25 protein-coding genes and 1 tRNA gene are annotated in these 20,982 nt (G+C 32.2%); 15 read left to right on the top strand and 11 right to left on the bottom strand.

Annotation, left to right across the window (positions count from 1 at the left end):
- Positions 1-63: 63 nt before the first annotated feature.
- The 5 genes from FLAPXU55_RS06820 (at position 64) to FLAPXU55_RS06840 (ending at position 3,820) form a co-directional block, all read left to right on the top strand.
- On the top strand, positions 64-1,242 hold the full coding sequence (locus tag FLAPXU55_RS06820) for an aldose epimerase family protein (protein ID WP_180857082.1): 1,179 nt from the start codon (positions 64-66) through the stop codon (positions 1,240-1,242).
- Between the two features lie 232 nt (positions 1,243-1,474).
- On the top strand, positions 1,475-2,731 hold the full coding sequence (locus FLAPXU55_RS06825; RefSeq protein ID WP_180857083.1) for a toll/interleukin-1 receptor domain-containing protein: 1,257 nt from the start codon (positions 1,475-1,477) through the stop codon (positions 2,729-2,731).
- 18 nt (positions 2,732-2,749) lie between these two features.
- Complete coding sequence (locus tag FLAPXU55_RS06830) at positions 2,750-3,196, top strand: OsmC family protein (protein WP_180857084.1); 447 nt, start codon at positions 2,750-2,752, stop codon at positions 3,194-3,196.
- A gap of 57 nt (positions 3,197-3,253) precedes the next feature.
- Positions 3,254-3,523, top strand: a complete 270-nt coding sequence (locus FLAPXU55_RS06835) for a type II toxin-antitoxin system Phd/YefM family antitoxin (RefSeq protein ID WP_180857085.1) — start codon at positions 3,254-3,256, stop codon at positions 3,521-3,523.
- 3 nt (positions 3,524-3,526) lie between these two features.
- Entirely contained in the window at positions 3,527-3,820 is a 294-nt protein-coding gene (locus FLAPXU55_RS06840; RefSeq protein WP_180857086.1) for a type II toxin-antitoxin system RelE/ParE family toxin, read from the top strand.
- A gap of 126 nt (positions 3,821-3,946) precedes the next feature.
- Here the strand turns inward: FLAPXU55_RS06840 and FLAPXU55_RS06845 are convergent.
- A tRNA-Leu gene (locus tag FLAPXU55_RS06845) sits at positions 3,947-4,026 on the bottom strand.
- 218 nt (positions 4,027-4,244) lie between these two features.
- On the opposite strand from FLAPXU55_RS06845, the gene FLAPXU55_RS06850 reads away from it, so the two are divergent.
- The 4 genes from FLAPXU55_RS06850 to FLAPXU55_RS06865 all read left to right on the top strand — a co-directional run bounded on the left by FLAPXU55_RS06850 (position 4,245) and on the right by FLAPXU55_RS06865 (position 7,641).
- Complete coding sequence (locus tag FLAPXU55_RS06850; protein ID WP_053472911.1) at positions 4,245-5,186, top strand: ribose-phosphate pyrophosphokinase; 942 nt, start codon at positions 4,245-4,247, stop codon at positions 5,184-5,186.
- 120 nt (positions 5,187-5,306) lie between these two features.
- On the top strand, positions 5,307-5,918 hold the full coding sequence (locus FLAPXU55_RS06855; protein WP_053472910.1) for a 50S ribosomal protein L25/general stress protein Ctc: 612 nt from the start codon (positions 5,307-5,309) through the stop codon (positions 5,916-5,918).
- 345 nt (positions 5,919-6,263) lie between these two features.
- A complete protein-coding gene (pth, locus tag FLAPXU55_RS06860; protein WP_053472909.1) occupies positions 6,264-6,890 on the top strand; it encodes an aminoacyl-tRNA hydrolase in 627 nt (208 codons plus the stop codon).
- 139 nt (positions 6,891-7,029) lie between these two features.
- Complete coding sequence (locus FLAPXU55_RS06865) at positions 7,030-7,641, top strand: superoxide dismutase (RefSeq protein WP_053472908.1); 612 nt, start codon at positions 7,030-7,032, stop codon at positions 7,639-7,641.
- Between the two features lie 64 nt (positions 7,642-7,705).
- Here FLAPXU55_RS06865 and FLAPXU55_RS06870 read toward each other — a convergent pair whose 3' ends face one another.
- The 8 genes from FLAPXU55_RS06870 to FLAPXU55_RS06905 form a co-directional block, all read right to left on the bottom strand.
- Positions 7,706-8,011, bottom strand: coding sequence for a hypothetical protein (locus FLAPXU55_RS06870; protein WP_180857087.1), 306 nt, complete (start codon positions 8,009-8,011; stop codon positions 7,706-7,708).
- 428 nt (positions 8,012-8,439) lie between these two features.
- Positions 8,440-10,338 carry an amidophosphoribosyltransferase gene (locus FLAPXU55_RS06875; protein ID WP_053473031.1) on the bottom strand — a complete coding sequence of 633 codons (1,899 nt, stop codon included), beginning with the start codon at positions 10,336-10,338 and terminating at the stop codon, positions 8,440-8,442.
- Between the two features lie 81 nt (positions 10,339-10,419).
- The gene (locus FLAPXU55_RS06880) at positions 10,420-11,343 is read right to left on the bottom strand and encodes a PfkB family carbohydrate kinase (RefSeq protein ID WP_053472906.1); all 924 of its coding nucleotides are present in this window, start codon (positions 11,341-11,343) and stop codon (positions 10,420-10,422) included.
- Between the two features lie 208 nt (positions 11,344-11,551).
- A complete protein-coding gene (locus FLAPXU55_RS06885; RefSeq protein WP_180857088.1) occupies positions 11,552-11,893 on the bottom strand; it encodes a type II toxin-antitoxin system RelE/ParE family toxin in 342 nt (113 codons plus the stop codon).
- On the bottom strand, positions 11,851-12,105 hold the full coding sequence (locus FLAPXU55_RS06890) for a hypothetical protein (RefSeq protein ID WP_180857089.1): 255 nt from the start codon (positions 12,103-12,105) through the stop codon (positions 11,851-11,853). The genes FLAPXU55_RS06885 and FLAPXU55_RS06890 overlap by 43 nt, the downstream gene beginning before the upstream one ends.
- 176 nt (positions 12,106-12,281) lie before the next feature.
- Positions 12,282-13,184 carry an alpha/beta hydrolase family protein gene (locus FLAPXU55_RS06895; RefSeq protein WP_180857090.1) on the bottom strand — a complete coding sequence of 301 codons (903 nt, stop codon included), beginning with the start codon at positions 13,182-13,184 and terminating at the stop codon, positions 12,282-12,284.
- A 53-nt stretch (positions 13,185-13,237) separates the two neighbouring features.
- Positions 13,238-13,642 carry a hypothetical protein gene (locus FLAPXU55_RS06900; RefSeq protein ID WP_180857091.1) on the bottom strand — a complete coding sequence of 135 codons (405 nt, stop codon included), beginning with the start codon at positions 13,640-13,642 and terminating at the stop codon, positions 13,238-13,240.
- Positions 13,626-14,213, bottom strand: a complete 588-nt coding sequence (locus FLAPXU55_RS06905) for an RNA polymerase sigma factor (protein WP_180857092.1) — start codon at positions 14,211-14,213, stop codon at positions 13,626-13,628. The genes FLAPXU55_RS06900 and FLAPXU55_RS06905 overlap by 17 nt, the downstream gene beginning before the upstream one ends.
- Before the next feature lie 367 nt (positions 14,214-14,580).
- Here FLAPXU55_RS06905 and FLAPXU55_RS06910 point away from each other — a divergent pair, with 367 nt between their 5' ends.
- Entirely contained in the window at positions 14,581-14,928 is a 348-nt protein-coding gene (locus tag FLAPXU55_RS06910) for a DUF6249 domain-containing protein (protein ID WP_180857093.1), read from the top strand.
- 70 nt (positions 14,929-14,998) lie between these two features.
- On the opposite strand, the gene rnhA is transcribed toward FLAPXU55_RS06910, so the two are convergent.
- On the bottom strand, positions 14,999-15,478 hold the full coding sequence (gene rnhA, locus FLAPXU55_RS06915; RefSeq protein WP_053472902.1) for a ribonuclease HI: 480 nt from the start codon (positions 15,476-15,478) through the stop codon (positions 14,999-15,001).
- Positions 15,479-15,629: 151 nt separating this feature from the next.
- Positions 15,630-16,208: a phosphoribosylglycinamide formyltransferase gene (gene purN, locus FLAPXU55_RS06920; protein WP_053472901.1), complete on the bottom strand. Its 579-nt coding sequence runs from the start codon at positions 16,206-16,208 to the stop codon at positions 15,630-15,632.
- Between the two features lie 175 nt (positions 16,209-16,383).
- On the opposite strand from purN, the gene FLAPXU55_RS06925 reads away from it, so the two are divergent.
- The 5 genes from FLAPXU55_RS06925 to pyk all read left to right on the top strand — a co-directional run bounded on the left by FLAPXU55_RS06925 (position 16,384) and on the right by pyk (position 20,920).
- Positions 16,384-16,620 (top strand): acyl carrier protein, encoded by a 237-nt coding sequence (locus FLAPXU55_RS06925; protein ID WP_007137004.1) that lies wholly within the window; start codon positions 16,384-16,386, stop codon positions 16,618-16,620.
- Positions 16,621-16,863: 243 nt separating this feature from the next.
- The gene (gene fabF / locus FLAPXU55_RS06930) at positions 16,864-18,117 is read left to right on the top strand and encodes a beta-ketoacyl-ACP synthase II (RefSeq protein WP_053472900.1); all 1,254 of its coding nucleotides are present in this window, start codon (positions 16,864-16,866) and stop codon (positions 18,115-18,117) included.
- Between the two features lie 9 nt (positions 18,118-18,126).
- Positions 18,127-18,867, top strand: coding sequence for a ribonuclease III (gene rnc, locus FLAPXU55_RS06935; RefSeq protein WP_053472899.1), 741 nt, complete (start codon positions 18,127-18,129; stop codon positions 18,865-18,867).
- Between the two features lie 125 nt (positions 18,868-18,992).
- The gene (locus FLAPXU55_RS06940; RefSeq protein WP_053472898.1) at positions 18,993-19,481 is read left to right on the top strand and encodes an IPExxxVDY family protein; all 489 of its coding nucleotides are present in this window, start codon (positions 18,993-18,995) and stop codon (positions 19,479-19,481) included.
- Between the two features lie 5 nt (positions 19,482-19,486).
- Positions 19,487-20,920 carry a pyruvate kinase gene (pyk, locus tag FLAPXU55_RS06945; protein WP_053472897.1) on the top strand — a complete coding sequence of 478 codons (1,434 nt, stop codon included), beginning with the start codon at positions 19,487-19,489 and terminating at the stop codon, positions 20,918-20,920.
- Positions 20,921-20,982: the final 62 nt, after the last annotated feature.

Genomic DNA, 20,982 nt, shown 5'->3' on the forward strand with positions numbered 1-20,982 from the left:
TCAGAGTTTTTTGTACTTTTAACCTTTAACATCTAACTTTTTACAAACCAAAAAATATCATTTATGAATGTATTAAAACGTTGTATTTTTGGAATCGGCCTGTTAAGTGTGGCTTTAGTTTCAGTTCAATGCAAAAACGATAAAAAAATGGATTCGACAGTTTCAGATCAAAAAGCAGCGGTAACAATTGAAAAATCTTCTTATGGAACAACTGCAAAAGGAGAAAAAATCGATAGTTACAAGCTGAAAAACCAAAACGGAATGGAAGTAGATATCATCACTTTTGGTGGTATTATTACGGATTTAAAAGTTCCGAATAAAGAAGGAGTTTCTGAAAATGTGGTAACTGGATTTAATTCTTTGGCAGAATACGAAAAAGAAAATCCGTTTTTTGGAGCCTTAATTGGAAGATTCGGAAACCGAATTGCTAAAGGAAAATTTACGTTAGACGGAAAAGAGTATCAATTAGCAATCAACAACGCTCCAAATGCTTTACACGGCGGACCAAAAGGTTTTTTTAAAGTAGTTTGGAAAGCTGAGGAAATTAAATCTGGTGAAACAGCTTCTTTAAAATTATCTTATTTAAGTAAAGATATGGAAGAAGGTTATCCCGGAAACCTAAAAGTTTTCGTAACATACACGTTGACAAATAATAATGAGTTAGAGGTTTTGTATGAAGCAGAAACAGATAAAACAACGGTTGTCAATTTAACACAGCATACTTATTTCAATTTATCCGCAGATTTTTCGAAAACGATCTTAGATCACGAATTGACTTTAAATGCTGATAAAATTGTTCCGGTAGATGCAACTTTAATTCCAACGGGAAAATTAGAAGATGTTGCCAACACGCCTTTCGATTTTAGAAAACCAAAATTAATTGGAAAAGACATCGAAGTTAAAAACGAGCAATTAGAAAGAGGAAAAGGTTACGATCATTGCTGGGTATTGAACAATCCTGAAAAAGGAAAAACAATCATTGCAAAAGTATATCACGCACCAAGCGGAAGAGTTTTAGAAATGACTACAGATGAACCTGGAATTCAGTTTTACTCAGGAAATTTCCTTGATGGAACTTTACCAACGCGCGACGGAAAAACATACGCTCACAGAACCGGACTTTGTTTAGAAACTGAACATTATCCAGATTCTCCAAACCAGAAAAATTTCCCAACAACGGTTTTAAACCCGGGAGAAAAGTACAAAACTAAAACTACCTTTAAATTCTCAGTGAAGAAATAGTTTTAGAATTTGTTTATTAGTTTAATTCTCTAAGGAACCTCGAAAGTTTATGCTTTCGAGGTTTTTTATTTATAATATTTTAAAGTATACGTGTATTGATAAAGTAGATAAATTCTTTCTTAAATTTGTTAAAATAATGTGACATTAAAAAACATCATTAATGGATATTGGTTGAGAAAAATTTAGCCATAATGAAATTAATTTAAGGGTAATTTTTTAAGAAGAAATATTTATGATAAGTCAAGAAGAGTTATATCAATACTTAGCTAAGGAACAGTGGGAAGAGTTACTAGATATCTTGTATAAGCATAAAGAGCAAATTAAAAATGATGCACTTTTAAATCATGCAGCCAAAACTTTTGAAACTGAATTTTTGAGAAAGACTCAAGGATATGATAAATCGAGAGTAGAAATAATAAAATATCTAGAAAAATTTATTTTGTTGCATCATGGAGGGTTTTATAAGCTTACGGATGAAAATTACAAAATATTAGTTATTGAAATTGTTAAACGAAAAAAGCTAAAAGAGGCAAATGACTACGCAACTTTACTTCCAAATGAAGAAATTTGTAAAAAAGTAATTTCTGAATATAATTTTTTTAAAATTAAAGAAGAAGGATTTAAACTTAAACAAACAAACAAACTACCTATGAATTGGATCGAAATTTATAATAGACTTTTTGAGTTGATTAATAATCAGGGCGATCCTGCAACGTATTTTTCAGGACCGAGGTTTATAGATACAGTTAGACAATATGAGCCTTATTTTCCCGACTACGCTCAATTTATAAATCAAAGAAATATTGAGGGGAAAAGTACGACAAGGAAAATTTTTTATTACGACATTTTGCTTGGTTTAAGTGATGAAGTGAGGATTAAGGTTGTTAATCGAATATTAGAAATACTTAAACCATTTTCAAAAGATAAGGTTTTGGAAATTGAAAATATTATAGAAGATAGAAAACCTATATCAAAACCAGAACCAGAATTAATTTCTGATTCAAGAAGACCAATTGTTTTTATTTCATATTCTTGGGATAATGAACAACATAAAAAATGGGTTCTTGATTTGGCAGATAAACTTTGTGCAGATGGAATTGATGTTATATTGGATAGATATTATTTGAAACCAGGAGCTAGTTTGCCACATTTTGTAGAGGATAATTTGAATAAGGCAGATAGAGTAATAATAATTTTTACACCAAACTATAAATTAAAAGCAGATAAAAGAGCAGGAGGTGTAGGTTATGAGTATTCTATTATGAATGTTGAGCTATATAAAAATCAAACTTCAAATGAGAAAATAATTCCAATATTAAGAGAAGGATCAGCAGAACAAAGTATTCCAACATTTATGCAGCAGTTTATTCATATAGACACTAGAAATGATGAGAATTTTTTAAACAGTTACAATGACTTAATAAGAGAGATTTATAATGAACCAGAAATTAAAAAACCAATAATTGGAACAAAGCCTTTATTTGGATAAAACTTAATTCGTTGATCTATGTTATTCAAAGCACAATTAAATTGGACTTCAAAACAAAAAACAGCTGAATCATCCAAAAAATTCTACAGCAAAAGCCATCAAATAAAAATTGAAGGGAAACCCGTTTTGGATATTTCAGCCGCTTTCAAAGGCGATCCTTTATTGTATAATCCTGAAGATTTATTGTTAAGCAGTTTAGTTTCCTGCCACATGATGTCATACTTATATGTATGTTCTCAAAATGGAATAGAAGTTATTGAATATTCAGACAACGCAGAAGCAACTTTGGAAGTAAATCCAGATGGAAGCGGACGTTTTGTTGAGGTTAGATTGTATCCAAAAGTAAAAATTTCAAATCCAGATCAAATTGAATTAGCTTTAGAACTTCATAAAAAAGCAAATCAATTATGTTTTATTGCTAATTCGTGTAATTTTCCTGTTTTGCATGAGGCGAGTTGTGAATAATAGATAAAGAAATTTTTTTACGTACAGAAAAGCGTACATTTGTAAAAAATGAATTATATGAAAACAGTTAGTGTAACGGAATTTAGAGGAAATATTAAAAAATATCTTGATATAGCTGAATCTGAAAAGCTAGTTATACATAGAAGTAAAGGTCGATCTTTTGTTGTTGTTCCTTTAGATGAAGAAGATGATAATTCCTTATTAAGTAAAGAGCAGAAAGCAGCAATTGATGAAGCTTTGGAAGATGTGGCAAAAGGTAGAGTACAATCTCATCAAGATGTCATGGATGAAACTAAAAAACGTTTCCCACACTTATTCAATAGATAATTCATGATAAGAATAATTTGGACAAAGATTGCAAAAAATGATTATTGGAAGAATATAGAGTATTTAGAAAAAGAATGGACCTTGCAGGATGTTTATAATTTTATAGATAAAACAGATGCTTTAGTAGATTTGTTGTTAAAGCAAAATTTAACTTTCAAACCAACGAATTATAAAGACGTATTTCAGATTCCAGTTACCAAACAAGTAACATTATACTATAAAATTTTAAAAAATAATGATATTGAACTTTTAAGATTTTGGAATACCTACCAAAATCCTAAAAAATTAAAGCTGTAATTTTTCTCTACGATAGATTTTGTGTTGTTAAATTGACTGATATTAAATGAATTTATATAACTTATATGGTGGAAATAATCTTTCCTAAAACTAAAAAAACCTCTTCCGTTAAGAAGAGGTTTTTTGTACCCGGAGCCGGAGTCGAACCGGCACGGTTTCCCACAGGTGTTTGAGACCAGCGCGTCTACCAATTCCGCCATCCGGGCTTAGCAGACGAAAAAATAATGATAAATCAGTTATTTTAACGCAATAGAATGAGATCAAAAATGTGCCCATTCCTTTAACACGGTGCAAATGTAAAAAATAAAATTAAATCATCTACTAAAAATACTTAAATATTTCCTTTCAGTGTCCAATAAATTTTATAAATTTGCACCTCGCTAAAACGACGCACACACAACTAACTACAAAACAACAAATTATAATGTCGCACCTAGAACCAGAAGCTAAAATTTTTGCTTGTTCACAAAGTGTTTATCTTGCAGAAAAAATTGCAGAACAATACGGAATTCCGTTAGGAAAAGTAACGATGTCAACGTATAGTGACGGAGAATTTCAGCCGTCTTACGAAGAGTCAATCAGAGGATTACGTGTTTTTATTGTGTGTTCAACTTTCCCATCTGCAGATAATTTGATGGAATTGTTATTAATGATTGATGCGGCAAAACGTGCATCAGCAAGACATATTACTGCTGTTATGCCTTATTTTGGTTGGGCAAGACAGGATAGGAAAGACAAACCAAGAGTGCCGATTGGAGCGAAGTTAGTAGCAAATCTATTAACCGCTGCAGGAGCAACAAGAATCATGACAATGGATTTGCATGCAGATCAAATTCAGGGATTCTTTGAAAAACCGGTAGATCATTTATTTGCATCTACAATCTTTTTGCCTTATGTGCAGAGTTTAAATTTAGAAAATTTGACTATTGCCTCTCCAGATATGGGAGGATCAAAAAGAGCTTATGCTTACTCTAAGTTTTTAGAATCAGATGTAGTAATCTGTTATAAACAAAGAAAAGCAGCCAACGTTATCGACACTATGGAATTGATTGGTGAAGTAAAAGGTCGTAACGTAATATTAGTAGACGACATGATCGATACAGGAGGAACTTTAGCAAAAGCTGCCGACTTAATGATCGAAAAAGGAGCGCTAAGCGTAAGAGCAATTTGTACACACGCTATTTTATCAGGCGGTGCATATGAGAAAATTGAAAATTCGAAATTAACAGAATTAATCGTTACTGATTCAATCCCGTTAAAGAAAGAATCAAATAAAATCAGAGTAGTGAGTTGTGCACCTCTTTTTGCAGAAGTTATGCACATGGTGCACCACAACAATTCCATTAGTGGAAAATTTATAATGTAAAAGCAGTATGCTGTAGGCTTTAAGCCGTAAGCTTTTGTTTATATTTTAAAAAGCATAAAGCCTAGTGCCTAAAGCTTAAAGCAAATTAAGAATATTTATTAATAACTATATTTTTTTACAATGAAATCGATTACAATTAAAGGATCAGAAAGAGAAAGCGTGGGCAAAGTGTCAACTAAAGCCTTACGTAATGCTGGAGCGGTTCCTTGCGTGTTATACGGAGGAAATCAGGCAGTACATTTCTCAGCGGACGCTGCGGCATTCAAAAACTTGGTTTACACTCCAAACGCTCACACAGTTGTGATCGAACTTGGAAAAGGAAAATCATTCAATGCAATTTTGCAAGACATTCAGGTTCACCCTGTATCTGACAAAATTTTACACATTGACTTCTTCCAATTATTTGATGACAAAGAAATCACAATGGAAGTTCCTGTGAAAATTGTTGGTACATCTAAAGGTGTTCTTGCTGGAGGTGTTTTACGTTTAAACACTCGTAAATTAAAAGTAAAAGCTTTACCTAAAAATCTTCCTGATTTTGTTGAAGCTGATATTACTCCACTTGAAATGGGTAACAAATTATACGTTACTAAAGTTGGTGCTCCAGAATACAAAATCATGCACCCAGACAACACAGTTGTTGCTCAAGTAAGAATTTCTCGTGCTGCTATGAAAGCTGCTCAAGAAGCTGCAAAAGCTGCAAAAGCTCCTGCAAAAGGAAAGAAAAAATAATTTTTTTTCAACTCAATACAAAAAGCCCCAATCTTACGATTGGGGCTTTTTTTTGAGTTTCTAAGTTTCTAAGGTGCTGAGATACTAAGTTTTTTCATTGCTGTCAAGCTGAGCGAAGTCGAAGCCCGCACAAAGTATTAAATTTAGATTATCGAACACCTTACGGTCCTTCTCCGGAGACTTTGGGATCGCTCAGGATAACAATATTGAACATACAAATAAAAATCAGTGTAAACCAGTTTCATCCGCGTCATCTGTGTGCCATTCTTAACAATCTTCGCTGTTAAAAATAATTATCTAATTAACCAATTGGCACATTCTCTAATTAATCTTACTTTTGCAAACATGATAAAATGGATAACAAAACTGTTTTCATCAACACAAAAAGAAGAGAACATAGATAATATGAAGAAATATTTAATCGTTGGTTTAGGAAATATTGGAGCCGAATACGTAAACACAAGACACAATATTGGATTTAAAGTATTAGACTTTTTAGCCAGAAAAGAAAGCCTGTCATTTGAAACCGTAAAACTAGGATCTTTAGCCGAATATAAGTTTAAAGGAAGAACATTTCTTCTGCTTAAACCAAACACTTACATGAACCTTAGCGGAAAAGCAGTAAAATACTGGATGGATAAAGAGAATATTCCGCTGGAAAATATTCTTGTAATTACAGATGATTTAAACCTGTCATTCGGAACCATCAGAATCAAACCAAAAGGAAGCGATGGAGGCCATAACGGATTAAAAAACATTAATCTCGTTTTGAATACACAGCAATATACCCGTTTTAGATTTGGAATCAGCGATCAATTTAAAAAAGGACAGCAGATAGATTATGTTTTGGGAGAATGGAATGATGATGAAAATTCGAAATTACCGGAACGTTTAGAAACTTCAGCCGAAATTATTAGATCTTTTGGAACGGCAGGATTAGAAAATACCATGACAACGTTTAATGGAAAATAAAGATTTTCAGTTATTTATATTAAAAAAAATCAATTTATCAATTAATTAAATTGAATTATAACGAAATAGTATTTTCAATTACAAAGTTAAATGTCTAAATTTGGGATAAATTATTATAAACCATAAAAATCCTTATATCATGGCTTTTGAATTACCACAATTACCTTATGCATATGATGCATTAGAACCACATATTGATGCGCGTACAATGGAGATCCACCATACAAAGCACCACAATGCATACACTACAAATCTTAACGCTGCTATCGCAGGAACAGATTTAGAGGGAAAAACAATCGAAAATATCTTAATTAACTTAGATAAATCAAACGCTGCAGTTCGTAACAATGGTGGAGGTTTTTACAACCACAACTTGTTTTGGACAGTAATGTCTCCAAACGGAGGAGGATTACCAACAGGAGATTTATTAGCTGCTATCGAAGATTCTTTTGGAACTTTTGAAGAATTTAAAGCAAAATTCGCTAAAGCCGGAGCAACTCAGTTTGGTTCAGGATGGGCTTGGTTAACAGTACTTAAAGGAGGAAAATTAGAAGTTGTAGGTACTCCAAATCAAGATAATCCATTAATGCCGGAAGTTGCTGGTAATGGTGGAACTCCAATCTTAGGAATGGACGTTTGGGAACATGCTTACTATTTAAACTACCAAAACAGAAGACCGGATTATATTGAAGCTTTCTTTAGTGTAATTAACTGGACAGAAGTTGCTAGAAGATATGCTTTAGACAAATAAGAAGATAGAGCAAAGAATAAAGAGAAAAGACGGATGACTAAAAAGTTATCCGTCTTTTTTTATTTTACCATTTTCCGAAGAAACTGTTGATGTCAAAATAATATTTAACCTCTTCTCCTTTTTCATTGGTTAAATTTAATAAATCGTAATGTTTATTTCCTTCACTTAATAGAGCTTGTCCGTTCATTTTGCAATTAGGACAAAGCTGTCTCACAATTTGATATTCTTCTGAAACACTTTTTACTTTGATGGCATTTTTAATAGAACTGCCATCTTTAGTTGTATTTGCAGTAGTAGATTTTGTTCCGGAACAACTGATAAAAGAAAGACTTAGGATAATAAGAATAAAAAACTTTTTAAGAAATTGCATATGATTGGTTTAAATAATTGAAGTGCGATATTAATAATTTTATAAACCGAAAAACTTTGATTTTATTGTAATAAAAAAGGCGGAATCTCTTCCACCTTTTTTGCCCCAAATCTACCATAAACTTAACCTACTAATGTTATGGTTTTATAAATGTATGACAGTTATTTTTATTAAGAAAATTTTTCGGATGAAAGGTAAATATATCCGATGAAATGACTATAATATGTTAAAGGAGAAATACTTGAGTTTATTCCAATAAAAAAGGTGGAATCTCTTCCACCCTTTTTGCCCCAAATCTACCATAAACTTAACCTACTAATGTTATGGTTTCCCAAAAGTATTGTAGCTTTTCATTTTTACCAAACAAACAGGATAAACGGCAAAAAAAACCGATGAAATGCACAAATTAACCTTTTATTAATACTTTTTTAATACGCTCTGGCGTCTTTTCCTTCGTAGAAATTCATAAATGCTCGATTTACAACGCGGTTTCCTCCTGGGGTAGGATAATCACCTGTAAAGTACCAGTCTCCTAAGTTTTTAGGACATGCAATATGTAAGTCTTCTACTTTTTGGAAAATAATTTTTACCTCGGCATTAATTTCCGGAGAACTTAACATCTCGGCAATTTTATCTGAAATTTCTTCTGGTGTAAATTGATCGTAAATTGCAGTTACATAATTCACAACATCTGTGTCTGCAAAGTTTTCCTGAGCTTTACATTTAGCATAAACTTCGTCAACAATATGATATAAGTTTCTTTCTTTCAATAACGTTAAAGCAGCTCTAAAGGCAACAAGCCCTTCAAGTTTTGCCATATCGATTCCGTAACAGTCAGGATAACGAATTTGTGGTGCCGATGAAACAATAACAATACGTTTTGGTTTCAAACGATCCATCATTTTAATGATACTCATTTTTAATGTAGTACCACGAACAATACTATCGTCAATAATAACCAAATTGTCTTCTGGTTTAATTACACCATAAGTAACATCATAAACGTGAGCAACTAAATCGTCACGACTGCTGTCTTCAGTAATAAAAGTTCTAAGTTTAGCGTCTTTAATAGCTACTTTTTCTGTACGTATTTTTACAGCTAAAAGCTCTTGAAGCGTTTCTGCAGTAAGTGTATTTCTGTTTTCTAGAATATAATTGTTTTTTCTTTGATTTAAGAAATCCTGAGCAGCTTCGACTAAACCATAAAATGAAGTTTCGGCTGTATTTGGAATATAAGAGAAAACAGTATTATCTGTATCACTGTCAATTGCGTTAAGAACAGCAGGTAGAATTAATTTACCTAAATTTTTACGTTCCTGATAAATTTCAGCATCACTTCCTCTTGAAAAATAAATTCTTTCAAACGAACAAGCTTTCTTAACCGTTGGTTCTAAGATTTGATTCATAGAAACTTTTCCATTTTTCTTGATAATCAAAGCGTGACCCGGATCGATTTCCTGAACACTTTCAAAAGGAACATTAAATACGGTTTGAATAACAGGTCTTTCAGAAGCGACAACGACTACTTCGTCATCTTGGTAAAAGTAAGCTGGACGAATTCCGGCTGGATCTCTAAAAACAAAAGCATCTCCATGACCTAATAAACCGGCCATTGCATAACCACCATCTAAGTTTTTAGCAGAACGTGCTAATATTTTTGCAATATCCAAACGCTCAGCAATTACTGGCGAAGCTTCTCTTTTTGAGTAACCTTCGGCTTTACAGTCTTGGTACAATTGCATAACTTCTTTGTCTAAGAAGTGACCAATTTTTTCCATTACTGTAACAGTATCTGCCATTTCTTTTGGGTGCTGTCCAAGTTCAACTAAGTTTTCGAAAAGTTCTTTAACATTCGTCATATTAAAGTTTCCTGCCAAAATCAAGTTACGGTGCATCCAGTTACTTTGACGTAAAAATGGATGAACACTTTCGATGCTGTTTTTTCCGAAAGTTCCGTAACGAACGTGTCCTAAAAACAATTCGCCAACATATGGAATTTCAGATTTTATTTTTTGAACATCATCACCAATTTCAGGCTGTGCTTTTAATTCCTCACTGATTCTCTCATTGATTTGTTTAAAAACATCTTGTATTGGCTGCGAATGGTTTGAACGAACTCTGCTGATGTAGCGTTGTCCAGGCTCAACATCAAGTTTGATGCTTGCAAAACCAGCTCCGTCTTGTCCGCGGTTGTGCTGTTTTTCCATCATCAAATACATTTTCTGAATTCCGTAAAAAGCAGTTCCGTATTTCTCTTTATAATATTCAAGCGGTTTAAGAAGTCTAACTAAGGCTATACCACATTCGTGTTTTAAAGCGTCGCTCATTGTTTTTTGTATTTTGTGTTGTTGTAAGTTGTGTGTATTAACGTAATAAAAAAAGCCCCGTGTTATCGAGGCTTTTGGGCATTATATTTCTATGTCAAACTGAGTTAACGACTTAAATTGCTGTAATCGAATCGCTACTTCTGCTTTGCTTAATGTTTCCATCCTTTCAGTTCCAAATTTCTCCACGCAGAACGAAGCTAAATTTGAACCGTAAATAATTGCATTTTTCAAATTGTTAAACGAAATGTTTTCGCTTTGTGCAATGAATCCAGAAAATCCTCCTGCAAACGTGTCTCCGGCTCCGGTTGGGTCAAAAACATCTTCAAGCGGTAAAGCTGGTGCAAAGAATACCTCTCTGTTGTGGAATAAAAGCGCGCCGTGTTCTCCTTTTTTGATCACAACATATTTTGGTCCCATATCCTGGATTTTAGCTGCTGCTTTTACTAATGAATATTCACCAGAAAGTTGTCTTGCTTCTTCGTCATTGATTGTAATAACATCTACACGTTTAATAACGTCTAATAATTCTGGAAGAGCACAGTCCATCCAAAAGTTCATTGTATCTAAAACAACTAATTTTGGTTTTTTCTCTAATTGATCTAAAACGCTGCTTTGTACTAACGGATGTAAATTTCCTAACATTACAACATCAGCATCTTTGTAGTTTTGAGGAACTTTTGGCTGAAAATCAGCTAAAACGTTTAACTCAGTTACTAATGTATCTCTAGAATTTAAATCATTGTGGTATAAACCGCTCCAAAAAAACGTTTTACCGCCTTTTACAATTTCGATACCAGAGATATCAATATTTTTTGAAGTTAATAAGTCTAAATGTTCTTGAGGAAAATCATCGCCAACTACAGAAACTATGGCCGATTGCAAGTTGAAAAATGAAGCTGATAAACCAATGTACGTTGCAGCACCACCTAAAATTTTATCTGTTTTTCCGAAAGGAGTTTCAATCGCGTCGAAAGCAACCGTTCCAACAATCAATAATTTATTCATTTTATGAATTTCGAATTAGGGTGCAAAGATACTCTATAAGTTACAATCTTGCAACGGTTTAGGTTCTCAAAATTTTCTTAAAAAAAAGATATCGATTTCGGGTCTAATTCTATTGTAAATGAATGAATTATATTTAGTTTTCTGGAGTGCTTAAAATATGTTTTCCGGATTTAAATCGCAAGTTTTATTTTGAAAAAAAATCAAGATTTTATCGAAGTCTTTTAAATGAAGAAACTTTTCTTTTTCCACTTAAAACGCCAAGAATTGTAATGTGATTGTTTTTTATTTTAAATATAATGAGCCAAGTTTTATATGTAGCTTCCCTGTAAATCTTGGTTTTAGTTGGCAAGTTTTCACATTGAGAATAAATCAAAGGATTCTGAATTATTTTATTCATTGCTTTATTTATTCCATTACCAATTTTAATCGCATTTAATGGTTGAAGTTTTTCGAAAGCAATATAATCAACAATTTCTTCTAAAGTTTGAAAATAATTTTCAGATATATCTATCGTATATTGTTTTGAATTTTCAGCTTTTTCTCTTCCCATTTTTCATTAAACATTTCTAGAGACATCGTTGGGGATTTTTCAGCAACTTTTATCCATTCCATTAAATCTTCTTTAGATAAATTGCTTTCAATTTGATCATTTTCATCTTCAAAATCAATAGATACTTTTAATGCTTTTCCAACATAATTCTTTGGAATCTCAAAAGAAAGATTCACAATTTTATCTTTAGGAATAATGGTTTTCTGTATCATTTTCATGAATTTAATGAACTTTACAAAGTTATGATAAATAAATTCATCATTGTTGATATAATTTTTTTTAACAATCTTATAGCTCAAACTTCTTATAAAAAGAATTTTTAAAAAGCTTAAAACATGTTGTAGTTGCTATTAGCGATATTTCCCATCTTTTTTCATTTGTAATTCTTTCATTTATCTATATTTTTAATCCAATTGATCGCATCCTTCATAGGCTCTTCAGAGTCTGAAAATGCAGTATTGTGTCCCAAGTTTGGAAATAATTTATATTCATAAGGATTTCCTTTAGATTTCAATTTGTTAAGATATTCGATTGATAGATTCGCAGGTACTTGAATATCTTTGCCTCCATAAATCCAGAATCCTGGAATTGATAATTTAGAAAGAATGTCGTTTGGATTTGTATCAATGAATTCATATTTATCAGGATCGTTGAATACATGCTTTCTCGCTTCTTCTTCGGAGTGTGTTTCCCAAAATTTTTTATGTCCATTTGTATAAAATTGGAATCTCAATTGCTCTTTAACTGTTATAAGGGCTCCGCTGAAGATTGTCATAAATTTAACTTTCTTATTTTTCTCTGCCGTCAATGGAATTATCCATCCAGCTTGGCTACCGCCTATTAAACCAATAGGTATTTTATTATTTGACAAGGATTTAGATAAAGTATTTACAGCAGCGCTAGCATCTAAAGACAAAAGATTTAGATTGGAGAAATCAACATTGTTAGTTCCTACTTCAGGTCCAGCATATACACCAGCTGATTCGCCGACACCACGCTTATCATACGTTAAAACTGCAATTCCGTTGTTGGCTAGAATTGTAGCAAAGTTTATCATTCTTTTTTCTTGCCCAGATCCATGAACAATCACAACAGCTGCCTGTATATTGTTAGGTGTAAAAATAGTTCCGGCGAGTGAAACTCCTTCGCTAACAAATTTTATTTCCTTAATTGTAAAGTTTGGTGCAATTGCTGATACATAACTAGTGAAAAACAATAGGATTAAGAAATAATACTGGCGTATTTTTTTTGCTCTTATAATGCTTTTAAAAAATACCAGTTTATTTTTCATTTTTTTAAATCTTGATTAAATAAATTGCTTTTGCTTTCATTTCTTGAGTTAATCTACAACTGATACTTCTTATCAAAATAATTCTTCAAAACCCCAACCTGAACTAAAATCATAAAAGGAACAATCAAAAATGCGTACAAAATATTTTTCGAAAAATGAATTCCTGAAAATGCTGTTGAAATTTTATTAGAATATAATTTTCCAATTTCATCGATTTTCAAATTGTTTTCTGAAACTGAAAAAAGAGAAATATAAATCACTAATGCTGCTACAGCCAATCCGATAAAAATCCAAACCGATTTAGAAATTAAAGGTTTGTATACTTTGATTTTTTTCTCTTCTAATAATTCGACTTTTGCCATTATTTTTGAGGTAAAATCTATTGATGGCGACTGCAGTTTTTCTTCGGCCATCATTTTTTCAATAAGCTGCTCTATATTTTTATCGCTCTCTTTCATAACATTCTATTATTTCAGGTTCTAACTGCTGTCTCAAAATTACGGCTAATTTTTGTCGGCTTCTAAATAATTTTACTTTCGCATTATTTGCGGATATATTCATGATCTTTCCAATTTCTTCTAAATTTTGATCATCAAAATAAAATAAAGTTAAAAGGAATTTTTCATCACTTGGTAACAAATTTAAACATTTTTGAATGGTTTGCTTTCGTTCTTTGTCTTCTAAAGCGCTTAAAGCAGTATCCATTGTTTTTATTAAATGAGATGAAAAATCATCTATCGAAATATTAAAATCATCTTTTTTACTTTTCTTTAATCTGTCCAGACAAGTATTATAAGCAATCTTATAAATCCAGGTCGAAAATTTAGATTCACCTTTAAATTTATTCAATGAACTATAAATCTTAATAAATGTATCTTGTGAAACTTCTTCTGCTTCTTCTCGATTTTTAACCATTTTGAGTGCCAAAGTAAAAATCATATCCTTATAACGATCCACCAGAACGGCAAACGCATTTGTCTCGCCCTGCAGAACTTTATCGATATAATGTTGATCACTTATTGTACTCATATTATATAGGACGACAGTTTGTTTAATTAGGTTACAAGAAATTTAAAATAAATTCTATTTTTTTTTGAAAGAACAAATTCTAAATGGAAATTTCAATATTAAAATTCCAAATTCCAATTTTGTTATATATACATATATATAAGTATAGAACTTTGTCAAAAATTTATATTCACAATTTGTTCACGTATTCTTGTCATTTCGACTCGTATTTGTTACTAAATACTTTTAATAAATCTCAAAATTAACTGATAATCAGTAGGTTTTGGGATTTGGAATTAAAAATTTTAAATTTTTTTAATTTTCTTGTAACCTCAATTTAAAAAGCCTCGTCATATGGAGTATCAATCAATTAAAAAAATATAAAATTATGGGACCAGAAATTTTAGTACCACTTAGCTTTTTTGCAATGATCTTCGGGATCGTTTATTTAGTTTACTCAACAAGAAACAGAGAGCGTTTAGCACTTATAGAAAAAGGTGTTGATGCTAGTATCTTTTTACAAGCAAAAAAAAATGGAGTCTCGCCTTGGAAAATACTTGTTGTAAATCTGGCATTTTTATTAATAGGAAGTGGCGTTGGAATTTTTCTTGCTTTATTGATTACAACTTACACTTCACTAAATGACGGAGCGGTTTATCCTTCAATTATTTTTATAATGGCAGGAATTGGACTTTTGACTGGATTTAAAACAGCAAAAGATTTGGATAAAGAGTAGCAGAGTTTGTAAAGATTTTAAGTTAGTAATTAAAAACGCGTTTAAAGCAATTGTTTTAAACGCGTTTTTGTTATTCTTTAGATCCAATAGTTTCGTAATAAACATCTACAGAAAGCTTTGGCTGTGCTGATGCCATAACAGCAAGTTCGTCGCAGCGTTCGTTTTGTGGATGATTATTGTGACCTTTTATCCATTTAAAATCTACTTGATGTTTACGATAAATAATTAAAAAGCGTTTCCATAAATCGGGATTTTTTCTACCGGCAAATTTCTTTTTCTCCCAGCCTAAAACCCATTTTTTTTCAACAGAATCCACTACATATTTAGAATCAGAAATTACAAGGACTTTCATATTTGGCTTTTTAAGTTTTTCTAAACCAACAATTACAGCCAGAAGTTCCATTCTGTTATTAGTAGTAAGACGAAAACCTTCGTAAAATTCTTTTTTATGCGGAGTTCCCACTAATTCCATGACCACGCCATAGCCGCCATTTCCCGGATTTCCTTTTGCGGCGCCATCTGTATATATATGTACTTCGTGTTGGGTCATTTTATTTTTTTGTTAACCATATAAGTTATATAAGTCCATTTAAAATATTGTCTTATATTTCTTAGGTTATTAAAAGTTCATTCTAATTTTTAGTATTTCTTATCTAGTTTTAAACGCCAGCCTTAAATTATCTTATATAACTTAATATGGTTTAAATTTTAGAATCTGAATCTTCAAGTATTCTATGAATAATCTCAGGAAAATGTTTTTGTTCTAATTCATGAATCTTTTCAGCCACCGTTTCAGGAGTATCTTCATCAGTTAAAACAACATTTTGCTGAAATATGATACCGCCTTCATCATAATTTTCGTTTACATAATGAATAGAGATTCCGGTTTCTTTTTCCTTATTATTAACTATCGCCCTGTGTATATGCATTCCGTACATTCCTTTGCCTCCATATTTAGGTAAAAGTGCAGGATGAATGTTGATTATTTTGTTTGGATACTGCTCAATTATGTTTTCAGGAAATTTCAACAAAAAACCAGCAAGAACTATCAAATCCGGGTCGATTTTTTGTATTTTTTGTAATACGTTTCGCTCTAAAAGTTCGTTTTTTTCGAAAATTTCGACTGGAATTTGATGATTTTTTGCTCTTTCAATAACTTTTGCCGAAGCATTATTTGTAAAAACCGAAACGACCTTTGCAATTTCAATGTTCGAAAAATATTTTATAATGTTTTCTGCGTTAGTTCCTGATCCTGAGGCAAAAACGATAATTTTTTTCATAATAGAATTTATTTTGAGAATGCAAAAAACGGAATAAAAATCGAAAATAAATAGCTTTAAAAGACCTTTCTTGAAATTAATTTTATAAATTAGTGTCACATTTATAAACTAAATAGTTGTTTTAAAATAAAGTTTTTTATTTTTGCCAACAAATTAAATTCTAAAATTAAAGATTATGTCAGACATTGCATCAAGAGTAAAAGCGATTATCGTAGACAAATTAGGTGTTGACGAAAACGAAGTTGTAACAGAAGCAAGCTTCACTAATGATTTGGGAGCTGACTCATTAGACACTGTTGAGCTTATTATGGAATTCGAAAAAGAATTTGATATTCAAATTCCAGACGATCAAGCAGAAAACATTGCTACTGTAGGTCAAGCTATTTCTTATATCGAGGAAGCTAAAAAATAATAATACCACACCCGAATTTTAAAAATTCCAAAGTTTGAATGTCCAAATTCCAAAATTGGAATTTGTTTTTTTTAAAAAATTGGAATTTCTAGAAATCGGGTGTTATTATTTTTTTAAATTTAAATTTCGATTGATTTTCAATCAAAAAGATATATTTATATTGTAATACCCATGGCTCTTAAGTAACAAAACTGTTAAGAAAGCGTGGGTTTTATTTGTTTAAAGACACAAAATACATAATTTATGACATTAAGGCGAGTTGTGGTAACAGGATTAGGTGCACTTACTCCTATCGGGAATAATATCCAGGATTATTGGAATGCACTTGTGAATGGGGTAAGCGGAGCCGCTCCTATCACATATTATGATACAGAGAAGCATAAAACGAAATTTGCCTGCGAAGTGAAAAACTTCAATATTGAAGATTACATGGATCGCAAGGAATCTCGAAGATTAGATAAATTTGCTCAATATGCAGTTGCTGCCAGTGATGAAGCTATTAAAGATGCCGGACTTACAGATGATAATGTCGACAAAACTAGAGTTGGTGTTATCTGGGGAGCAGGAATTGGAGGTTTAGAAACATTCCAGGAAGAAGTAATTTATTATGCAAAAGGTGATGGAACCCCAAAGTTCAATCCTTTTTTTATTCCAAAAATGATTGCCGATATCGCTCCAGCGCATATTTCTATGCGTAACGGCTATATGGGACCAAATTATACTACAGTTTCTGCATGTGCATCTTCTGCAAATGCATTAATTGATGCTTTCAACTACATTCGTTTAGGAATGTGTGATATTATTGTATCTGGTGGTTCTGAAGCTGCAATTACCATTGCCGGTATGGGAGGTTTTAACTCTATGCACGCTTTATCAACAAGAAACGAAAGTCCGGAAACAGCTTCAAGACCTTTTGATGCAACCAGAGATGGTTTTGTTTTAGGAGAAGGAGCAGGAGCTTTAGTTCTTGAAGATTACGAACATGCAAAAGCAAGAGGTGCAAAAATTTACTGTGAAATTGGAGGAGGCGGAATGTCATCTGATGCTTACCATTTAACAGCACCACATCCGGAAGGAATTGGAGTTATTGCAGTAATGAAAAATACACTGAGAGATGCTGGAATGAACCCTGAAGATGTTGATCATATCAATACTCACGGAACTTCTACTCCACTTGGAGATGTTGCAGAATTGAAAGCTATTAGTGCCGTTTTTGGTGATCATGCAAAAAACATCAATATCAACTCAACAAAATCAATGACAGGACATTTACTTGGTGCTGCCGGAGCTATCGAAGCTATTGCTTCTATCTTAGCAATGAAACACGGTATTGTTCCTCCTACGATTAACCATACAGTAGTTGATGAGAATATCGATCCTGCATTAAACCTTACCTTAAACCAACCTCAAAAAAGAGAAGTGAATGTTGCTATGAGTAACACATTTGGTTTTGGCGGACACAATGCTTGTGTGTTATTTAAAAAAATCGCTGACTAATTTTCGTATATGAATATTATCAAAAAAATATTTTCTAAATCCCGTTCTCTAGAAGACGGGATTTTTTTTGACACTATTCAGAAAATTCTTGGTTTTCAGCCTGTAAATATTGAATTTTACAAAAAAGCTTTTACCCATAGATCGTCAAATAAATTAGATGAAGCAGGGCATCCTATAAATTACGAACGTTTAGAATTTTTAGGAGATGCTATGCTAAGTGCTGTAATTGCTGCGCATTTGTTTAATAAGGCACCAAATGGAGACGAAGGATATTTAACAAAAATGCGCTCAAAAATCGTAAGCCGCGAACATTTAAATGAACTTGGCAAAGATTTGAATTTAGTGCGTTTTGTAGAAAGTAAAGTACCTGTTCAGCATTTTGGAGAAAATATTCATGGTAATATTTTCGAATCGCTTATTGGTGCTATTTATTTAGATAAAGGTTATTCGTATTGCGAAAGATTTATCCAAAAAAGAGTAATTACACCTTATGTCGATATTGCAAGACTTGAAGGAAAAGTAATTAGTTATAAAAGCTTAGTTATCGAATGGTGTCAGAAAGAAAAGAGGATCTTTCATTACGACATTTTCGAAGATAACGGTATTGACGGACAACGCTTGTTTGGTGTCAAATTAAGTATAGACGATAAGGTGATCGCACGAGCGCGGGCAACCTCAAAAAAGAAAGCAGAAGAGAAAGCTTCACAAAGAGCCTATTTTGCATTTCAGGAAAAAATAGATAAGAAATAATTACAATTTTGATGTAATTTTCTTAATGCTAAATCGTTTTCGTTTATAAATTAACAAAAACAAGCTGCTTATAACTATTGATGCTCCGTTAGAAATAGTATATTTACAACTTGATTTTTCATGACATGGCTATTCATAGATTGGATTTAGACGAATTTGACGAAATTGATTATTATTTAATGGCAATTCATACTTCATTAGAAGATTATAGACTGGCCTATTTTATCAATAAGAACCTTCCGATTAACTTAAGTAAGAGCAAAAACGAGATCCATGCTCAGACTAAAGAAGGTGAGGCAAATTTTTCGAGATTTTATTATTATGATTCTGAGAAAGCTGTATCGTGGAATTTGATTCAGAATAAAAATGAGATCATTTCTGTGAGTACAAATGATTTCCAGAATTTGTTTTCTAATGAGACAAGTGAGGTTTCTACAACAATTCATTTACTTCCTGAATTCAAAAAAGTAGATTTTTTCCTGAAAATCGATAACAGTGAGGAAGCTGTCGATTTTTCAGAAATTCAGCAACAACTAAATTCAATAGAAAGTATTGCGGCAATTTATGCTGTGGATACCAATAAAATAAAATCAAAAAACAATCTAATTTTTTAAAAAAAATGTTAACAAACAAGAAAACCAAAATTGTAGCTACATTAGGCCCTGCATGTGGTACGAGAGAGATTATCAAGGATATGATCGACGCAGGGGTGAATGTGTTTAGAATCAATTTTTCGCATGCAGACTACGAAGGAGTAAAAGAAAAAATTAACATTATTAGAGGCCTGAACGAAGAGTTTGGTTACACTACAGCGATCTTAGGAGATTTGCAGGGACCAAAACTTAGAGTTGGTGTAATGGAAGAAGGAACGGTTGTACATGATGGTGACGAAATTACTTTCACTACAGCAGAAGATATTATCGGAAATGCAAAAAAAGCATTCATGAAATATCAAAATTTCCCAAATGATGTAAATGTTGGAGAACGTATTTTGCTTGATGATGGTAAACTGATTTTCGAAATTGTTTCAACAGATAAAAAAACAGAAGTTGTTGCTAAAGTAATTCAGGGTGGAGAATTAAAATCTAAAAAAGGAGTTAATCTTCCAAACACTAAAATTTCTTTACCGGCTTTAACTGAAAAAGATATTGCAGATGCCATTTTTGCAATTGAACAAAAAGTAGACTGGATCGCACTTTCATTTGTGAAAACTCCTCGCGATTTACAAGATTTACAAGAATTAATCGCTAAGCATTCAGAATATAAAATTCCAATTATTGCTAAAATTGAAATGCCGGAAGCTCTTGAGAACATGGATAAAATTGTAGCATATTGCGATGGTTTAATGGTTGCTCGTGGAGATCTTGGAGTTGAACTTCCTGCTCACGAAGTACCATTAGTACAAAAAGATTTGATTCGCAGAGCAAAAACAGCTAGAATTCCTGTTATCGTTGCAACCCAAATGATGGAAACAATGATTACAAGTTTAACACCAACAAGAGCAGAAGTAAACGACGTTGCTAACTCAGTAATGGATGGTGCAGATGCTGTAATGTTGTCTGGAGAAACTGCAACTGGAAATTATCCGGTACAAGTTATTCAAAGAATGACACAAATTTGTGAGGCTGTTGAGAATTCTCCACTAATTCAGGTTCCACAAAACACTCCACAAATTAAAACAAAACGTTTTGTTACTAAAACAGTTTGTCACCAGGCAGCTTTATTAGCAAACGAAATCGAAGCTAAAGCAATTTGTACATTGACAAACAGCGGTTATACAGCTTTCCAAATTTCGGCTTGGAGACCATCTTCGGCACATATTTTAGTATTTACTTCAAACAAAAGAATCTTAACACAATTGAATTTATTATGGGGAGTTAAATCATTCTTCTATGATAATGAAGAAAGTACAGATGATACTGTAACCGATGTAAATAAAATTGCAGTTGAAAAAGGCTATGCATCAAAAGGTGATTATTTAATTAATCTTGCTGCAATGCCAATTAAAGAAAAAGGAATGGTTAATACCATGAGAGTTTCTGAAATAGAATAGTTTTCTTTTTTAAGATCACGATATTTTAAAATCAAATCCACCCATTCGGGTGGATTTTTTTT

Source organism: Flavobacterium panici (assembly GCF_903819335.1).
GTDB lineage: Bacteria > Bacteroidota > Bacteroidia > Flavobacteriales > Flavobacteriaceae > Flavobacterium > Flavobacterium panici.